The following is a 6,890-nucleotide window of genomic DNA, read 5'->3' as shown; positions in this document are numbered from 1 at the left end:
CGACACAATGTGTGATCATGCGTTTGGTGCGAATGGATACAAAAGAAACTTTGCGTTTGATCCCACTGACGACAAACAAAAGATCATTCCTTTATATTCTTCCGACATATCCGCAGCATGGGAAGTAGTAGAGAAACTTCAGGAGTCGCAATTATATACAGATGTACGAACGTGCCTTGATTTTTATGAGGTTTGGGTTACGGTTCATGAAGACGACAATCAAACGGAAACAGTTGTTTGTCCTAAGCTTCCTGAGGCGATATGTAAAGCAGCTCTATTAGCTGTATTGGAGGTGTAAGCATGGATACATTAAACGGCATAAAATGCCCTTGGTGTAAAGAACCTGCAAAAATTGAATCGTATGTTAGAAACAACATAAAAGGCACTGGATTATCAACGATAGTATTTTGTGACAATGATGATTGCGAGGTACAACCATGCACAGACAGCACAAGAGCATCATGGGCAATTGCTGATGCCCGAGCGTGGAGAAAGTAGAAAATTAGGCCGTAGGCCCTCGACCGACCGAATACGCTTAGGCGAAGCCGGGGGCCGTATAGATTTACCATAACCTACCAGAGAGTGAGGGGGAGTCATGACACCAAAGGTAAAAGCAAAATCATTTTGGGTGTGGACTGATAAAGCACAAGTAGCCGATCCTAAACGTCATGTAGCTGGACAAGAGGTATGGCCTCACTATGCCAAAGAAGCGCCTAAACGATGGTTAGACGAGGAATTGATTGTAGATAAGAGCGATTATCAGGAGGAAGGTCAGGCAGACATATTTGATTATATAGAGGGGGTGTGAGCATGGTAGAATGGGCTTTTTTGCATCCTTGGTTGACATCGTTTCTAATTTTCTTTGCTATCTGCGCTATCAACAATTCGGTCAATAATTTTGCTAGGGCGCGCATGGTTAAGAATATTGCTGAGAAGGAAAAGGATGAAAATATGTAGTATAATGCAAATGAAACAATGAAAAATGATAAAAATAAGCTGTATATATCTAAAAAATGATAAATGCGGCGTAAAATAGTGCAAAGGGGTGATCAAATGGGAGCATTCCAGTTGACATTAGATATTTACAAGGTAGATGAGGAAGCAACCAAAGAAGCAGTAGAAAAGTATCTGCTCCAAGCAAGAGAATATAAGATAACCGAATTTATCCCTATTGAGCCAAACATGACAGCAGCTTATAGTGACATGCCACGGAGCTACACAGGCTTAACAAGCAATCATACATGTGATATAGCCATACACAACATAGACGAACAGGAACGGCGTAGAAAGCACGTGGAAAGAGTAGACAAGGCAATAAATCGTTTGCCACAAAGGCAGCAAACACTAATAAGAGCAAGATACTTCGAAAATGAAGATATGTGGGATTACGAAGCTGCCGAACAGATCGGATACAGTGACAGGCACTACAGACGCATCAAAACACTGGCTATCTACAGACTGGCAATGATGTTAGGATTGATGGTTTTCAAAGAATAAAATCATGTCCGCTTTTTGTCCGTCTTAGGTCCGACATTTCTGGTATAGACGTGTTATGATTGTATTGTGGGAAATTGAATAAAGGACACCATGAAGGTATGAATACCTTGGATGATGGGCTGGCGAATACGCTGGCCTTTTTTATTTAGTGGTGAAAGTTCCTGAGCAATTTCCCCTAATAATATACGCATACTGGCAATGTCCTATGGCGTTCGGCGGTATGCGTAACTGATAACACATAACCTTAACATATCGTTACTCCACCCTTGAATTAATAGGCATATGCTTGACACCCATATGCGCCTCATTTTCAGCCGTGATCGCAACGGTTAAAGAGTGGATCGCGAAAGCTGCCGCTGCCTAAATAAAGCGGTTTATGATATTATCTCATTGAGGTGATATGAATGTTTAAATACAACAGGAAAACATATATTAAGCCGGTGCTTGTGTGTAAAAGATGTGGAACAAAGGTGTTTGAGTTACCAGAAAATCTAACTGGATCAGAAAGAGTAGTTGACACAATTTATAGATCGAAAGCAATACCACCACAACCAAAGGCAGAACCTGAAGGGTTAACGAAGTGCGCAACATGTGGACTTGAGTGGTGGTTATCAAACGCTCTAAATGGATTAAGGGTAGAAGAGGATTCATGAATTATGTCGCCATTAGGCGGCTTTTTTTATTTTGGATAAATGAGGGGGCCAAGAAATGCAATGGATAATTTTTGCTGGTCAGGTGTTTTTGATAATAGCTGCATTTTTAAACTTTTGGATTGCAAATAAGGACGATACGGAAAAAGAAGCGGTAGATCGCCATAGATTCATTGCGATTTTCTCGTTACCGCTATTAATCATTGTGGATTAGAACAAAAAACTTTGTGTAAAGGAGGTGCTTAGATGCAGAAACACATGACATGGACACCAGAAGAGGATAAACGGCTATTAGAACTTAAAGGAACTGGAACATATGCAGAGATAGCCGCCAAACTGACGCAGGAGTTTGATATTGAGTTTTCTTCCGAAGGGGTCCGCAAACGGGTTAAAAAGCCAAATGTAGAAGCACAAGCACCTACCGGGTATAAAGAATCATTTGAAATACTGCCTAACGGTGCGCATAGATCAGATAGGCTAGTAAGGATAGCAAGAGAAAAGATCAAAGATGCTAAATATCTACTAGAAGCCCACGGATATGATCATAAAGAATGGGAATTGGTATCCTCAAAATGGTCTGAGTGGAACCAACACAACAAACAAGACGGTACGGTAACACTATTTTCAAGCCAGATCACCGTTAAGCCAAAGCAAAACGTGGTTGATTGGGATGGCATCATAAAGAAGATTGAAACGATAAAGCCGGTTATCATCGAGACTGAACCAAAAGAGTCAGCAAAGTACCTTAACTTACCTTTATTCGATATGCACTTTGGCATAAGTACCTATGAATACTACAAAGATACTCAGAGAGACATAATACAGCTACTTGAACAAGGGTATAAAGAGGTTTTGTTTATTATAGGGCAAGACTTGTTACACAACGACGACTTTAGGGGCAGGACATCAAGCGGACGAGAAATTGAAAAGGTAAACATGGAAAAAGCATGGGATGACGTCATGCTTTTTTATATGCCAATTTTAGATACAGCATTAAAGCGTTGCGGAAAGGTAACGGCGATATATTCGAAGGGCAATCATGATGAATCAATGAGCTGGGCCTTTGTTAAATGCCTTGAAGCGAGATATCCGCAAATACATTTTGACACAAGGTTCAAAGAACGTAAGGCGCACGTGCTTGGGTTAAACTTCATTGGAATCAATCACGGCGATAAAAAGAAAGAAGATAGATTAACAGAAAACTTTTCAACAGAGTTCCCTTTGGAGTGGTCAAGGGCCAAAACAAGAGAGATATTCACCGGGCACCTACACACTGAACGAGTCGTAGACAAAGGTGGCGCGGTGATACGGAGGATGCCAACAGGCAATGAAACGGATGATTGGCACGACGATTACGGATATACAACGGCGCATAAGCGCTTTGAGGTATTCGAGTACACGGAAGATAAAGTATTAAGAATTCATTACGTGTGAGGTGAGGACATGGCGACTAAGCCTGACAATGTAGAATATCCAAGCCACTACATCGCTGGAAAAATCGAGTGCATAGATGCAATAGAAGCAGCAACAGAAGGATTAACGGGATTTGAAGGAAGCTTAACAGGAAACATCATCAAATACATGTGGCGCTGGAAACGTAAGAACGGTATAGAGGACTTAAAGAAAGCAAGATGGTATCTAAACAAGCTTATTGAAAAGGTCGGTGAAAACGATGGGGCGTAAGATGATTCGCCAATGTGTTGAGTGCGGGCATAAGCAAATAGGATATTCAGACCGTGACGGAGATGCTTGCAAAAAGTGTGGCGGATACACTGATCCGAAAGGGTGGCTGGATAAAGCTACCGAGGAACAAGCATACGGTAATGATTGTCCAAATGGGAAATGTGATGTGTGAAGGAGGTAAAGGGAATGGTTCTTCCACCGCCAGAAGGTTGGAAAGAGAAAGTAAATAAAGATGACGAACTAATAGGTTACATCATACGGAGAATGGAACGAGATAAGAATATATCCTTGTCGTATTCAACAATAAGAGATGTACTGTTATGCCAGAAATGCTATGAGAAAGAAAGTAATAAATGAAGCCATGGGCTAAGCGCTTCTACAACTCACGAGCCTGGAAAGAGTGTAGAGCATCATACATCATCAAGGTGCATGGACTATGCGAGAGATGCGGCAAGCCAGGCAAGATAGTGCACCACAAATGCTATCTAACACCACATAACATAAACGATCCATATGTATCTCTTAATCATAATAACCTAGAGTATCTATGTCAGGACTGCCACAACAATGAACACCATGGAGATGATGGGATAGTAGCGCAAGGGCTTATGTTTGATGAGGAAGGAAATCTGGTGCAGAGAGGTGAGAGCGATGAATAGAGGAGCTTCATTGGTATATAAGTGTCGTAAGTGTGGCTGTTTAGATAAGCCATATCATGTACCAGATGGGATAATTGCATCTTTAGCCATTACCTCGGGGCATTCAATGCCTAGAGAATGGGGTTCATATACTCCTTCAATGATTGAAACACATGTATGTAAAGATGGGAGCATTGGAGTTACAGAATTTATCGGATGTGATTACGACACACCATAGCCCCCCCATTAAGAAAAGAGTAGGCCTACGGTGAAGACCGATGTGTCCACCTTCAAATAACACACAAGTCACCTCTATAGGGGGTGTGGTATCACGAAAGAGAGGGAAGGAGAATGGCAAAGAAAAATGAGTCCATAGACCAAACAAAACGCGATAAAATCGATGCTGAAATAGTGCGACTTACCAAGCTTTTAAATGACGTTGATAATAAATCAAAAAAGATAGTTGAGTCTTTAATAAAGAACGCCGCTTTTATGGCGGTGACGCTTGACGAACTCCAAGAAACTATGAACGAGAACGGCGTGGTAAGTGAGTATCAAAACGGTGAACATCAATGGGGGACAAAGAAGTCGCCAGAGGTTGAGATTTACAACGTAATGATCAAGAATCACTCAGCAATCATGAAGCAACTAACTGATTTGCGACCAAAAGCGCCACCAAAAACGCAGGATGATGGGTTTGAAGACTTTGTGGGTAACCGATGAGCGCTTTACGCAAGCAATATCCATTAGCGTATAACCCGATCATAGAATATTGGGCGCAGATCGAATCCGGCAAAGAAGTTGTTTGTCAAAAGGTAAGGCGTGTTTACCAACAGCTAGTCAAAGACATTTACGACCAAACAAGTGAATATGAATATGATTCTCGCAGAGCTAACCATGCGATTGAGTTCATAGAAAACTACTGCAAACATAGTAAAGGTAAATGGGGCGGTCAGCCGATTGACCTTGAACTGTGGCAGAAAGCTTTCCTCGCGGCAACCTTCGGTTTCGTCCATAAAATAGACGGGGCGCGAAAGTATCGGGAGGTTTTTTTAGTTGTAGCTCGTAAGAATGGCAAGTCAACACTTGCATCCGGCATAGGGCTATACTTGCAGCTTGCAGATGGAGAACCCGGGGCCGAGGTTTACGCTGTTGCAACAAAGAAGGATCAAGCGAAATTGGTATGGCTTGAAGCTAAGCGGATGGTCAAGAAGTCACCGGCTCTATTAAAACGAAACAAACCGCTTGTTAGTGAACTGGTTTCAGATTGGAACGATAGCTCATTTAAACCACTCGGATCGGATTCTGATACTCTGGACGGACTGAACGTTCACGGCGCACTACTGGACGAAATACACGCATGGAAGGATAAAAACCTTTATGACGTTATTGTTGACGGTACGAGCGCACGCGAACAACCGCTATTAGTCATGATCACAACTGCCGGAACGGTACGTGAAGCGGTTTACGATCTGAAATACAGCGAAGCTGAAATGGTTTTGAACGGGTACGGGGATCCTGACGGTTATCATGATGACAGATTCTTACCCATCATCTACGAATTGGATGATCGTAACGAGTGGACCGACCCAGCAATGTGGAAGAAGGCTAACCCGGGACTAGGAACGATTAAAAAGGTCGATCAACTTGAAACCAAGGTCAACAAAGCTAAAGCAAACTCAATGCTTGTTAAAAACCTTTTGACCAAGGATTTCAACATTCGTGAAACCTCATCGGAAGCATGGTTAACTTTCGAACAATTAAATAATACTGACAAGTTCGATCTTACAAAATTGAAACCGCGCTATGGGATTGGTGGCGTCGACTTGGCGAGCACAACGGACCTAACAGCCGCTTGTGTTCTTTTTATTGTTCCTGGTGATGATCATATATATTTTGAACACATGTATTGGTTGCCAGAAGAACTACTTGAAAAGCGATCTAAGGAAGATAAGATACCATATAACATTTGGCATGAACTTGGCCTATTGCGGACTACGCCTGGGAATAGTGTTCATCCTAAATTTGTTACAGAGTGGTTTCTTGAAATGCAGAATGAAAAAGACATTTACCTTCCTTGGTTTGGGTTTGACTCATGGTCAGCTAAATATTGGGTGGAGGAAATGGAAAACACCTTTGGCAAAGAGGCAATGATCCCGGTTATCCAAGGGAAAAAAACTTTGTCTGGACCGATGAAAAAACTTGGGGCTGATCTTGAATCAAATAAAATTGTTTATAACAATAACCCTATCACAAAATGGTGTTTGTCAAATACGAGTATTGAGATTGATAAAAACGGAAACATTCAACCAATCAAGAGCAATCAAAAGCGGCGTATTGATGGACTAGCCGCCGCGCTTGATGCTTATGTCATTCTACAAGAGAAAATGAATGAATATCTAAACATGATTTAAAGGAGGTG

12 protein-coding genes are annotated in these 6,890 nt (G+C 41.8%); all 12 read left to right on the top strand.

Going from position 1 to position 6,890, the window contains the following annotated elements; all coding sequences use genetic code 11:
* On the top strand, window positions 1–298 hold a 298-nt coding region (locus ACFQ3W_RS11290), incomplete at its 5' end, for a BC1872 family protein (RefSeq protein WP_449290208.1).
* A 2-nt stretch (window positions 299–300) separates the two neighbouring features.
* Window positions 301–498, top strand: coding sequence for a hypothetical protein (locus tag ACFQ3W_RS11285; RefSeq protein ID WP_379319325.1), 198 nt, complete (start codon window positions 301–303; stop codon window positions 496–498).
* Window positions 499–595: 97 nt separating this feature from the next.
* Window positions 596–808 (top strand): hypothetical protein, encoded by a 213-nt coding sequence (locus ACFQ3W_RS11280; RefSeq protein ID WP_379319324.1) that lies wholly within the window; start codon window positions 596–598, stop codon window positions 806–808.
* 2 nt (window positions 809–810) lie between these two features.
* Window positions 811–957 (top strand): hypothetical protein, encoded by a 147-nt coding sequence (locus ACFQ3W_RS11275; RefSeq protein WP_379319323.1) that lies wholly within the window; start codon window positions 811–813, stop codon window positions 955–957.
* Window positions 958–1,053: 96 nt separating this feature from the next.
* On the top strand, window positions 1,054–1,497 hold the full coding sequence (locus tag ACFQ3W_RS11270) for an ArpU family phage packaging/lysis transcriptional regulator (protein ID WP_379319322.1): 444 nt from the start codon (window positions 1,054–1,056) through the stop codon (window positions 1,495–1,497).
* Between the two features lie 404 nt (window positions 1,498–1,901).
* A complete protein-coding gene (locus ACFQ3W_RS11265) occupies window positions 1,902–2,150 on the top strand; it encodes a hypothetical protein (protein ID WP_379319321.1) in 249 nt (82 codons plus the stop codon).
* A 55-nt stretch (window positions 2,151–2,205) separates the two neighbouring features.
* A complete protein-coding gene (locus tag ACFQ3W_RS11260) occupies window positions 2,206–2,361 on the top strand; it encodes a hypothetical protein (protein WP_379319320.1) in 156 nt (51 codons plus the stop codon).
* A 32-nt stretch (window positions 2,362–2,393) separates the two neighbouring features.
* A complete protein-coding gene (locus ACFQ3W_RS11255; RefSeq protein WP_379319319.1) occupies window positions 2,394–3,581 on the top strand; it encodes a hypothetical protein in 1,188 nt (395 codons plus the stop codon).
* A gap of 9 nt (window positions 3,582–3,590) precedes the next feature.
* Window positions 3,591–3,830: a DUF3310 domain-containing protein gene (locus tag ACFQ3W_RS11250; protein WP_379319318.1), complete on the top strand. Its 240-nt coding sequence runs from the start codon at window positions 3,591–3,593 to the stop codon at window positions 3,828–3,830.
* A gap of 353 nt (window positions 3,831–4,183) precedes the next feature.
* Complete coding sequence (locus ACFQ3W_RS11245) at window positions 4,184–4,489, top strand: HNH endonuclease (protein WP_379319317.1); 306 nt, start codon at window positions 4,184–4,186, stop codon at window positions 4,487–4,489.
* A 330-nt stretch (window positions 4,490–4,819) separates the two neighbouring features.
* On the top strand, window positions 4,820–5,191 hold the full coding sequence (locus ACFQ3W_RS11240; RefSeq protein WP_379319316.1) for a hypothetical protein: 372 nt from the start codon (window positions 4,820–4,822) through the stop codon (window positions 5,189–5,191).
* Entirely contained in the window at window positions 5,188–6,882 is a 1,695-nt protein-coding gene (locus ACFQ3W_RS11235) for a terminase large subunit (RefSeq protein WP_379319315.1), read from the top strand. The genes ACFQ3W_RS11240 and ACFQ3W_RS11235 overlap by 4 nt, the downstream gene beginning before the upstream one ends.
* Window positions 6,883–6,890: the final 8 nt, after the last annotated feature.

Origin of the sequence: Paenibacillus puldeungensis, from assembly GCF_042678945.1 — a bacterium.
GTDB classification, from domain to species: domain Bacteria; phylum Bacillota; class Bacilli; order Paenibacillales; family Paenibacillaceae; genus Fontibacillus; species Fontibacillus puldeungensis.
Note: the sequence above shows the minus strand (reverse complement) of the source record. Positions and strands in the feature narration are given on the sequence as shown.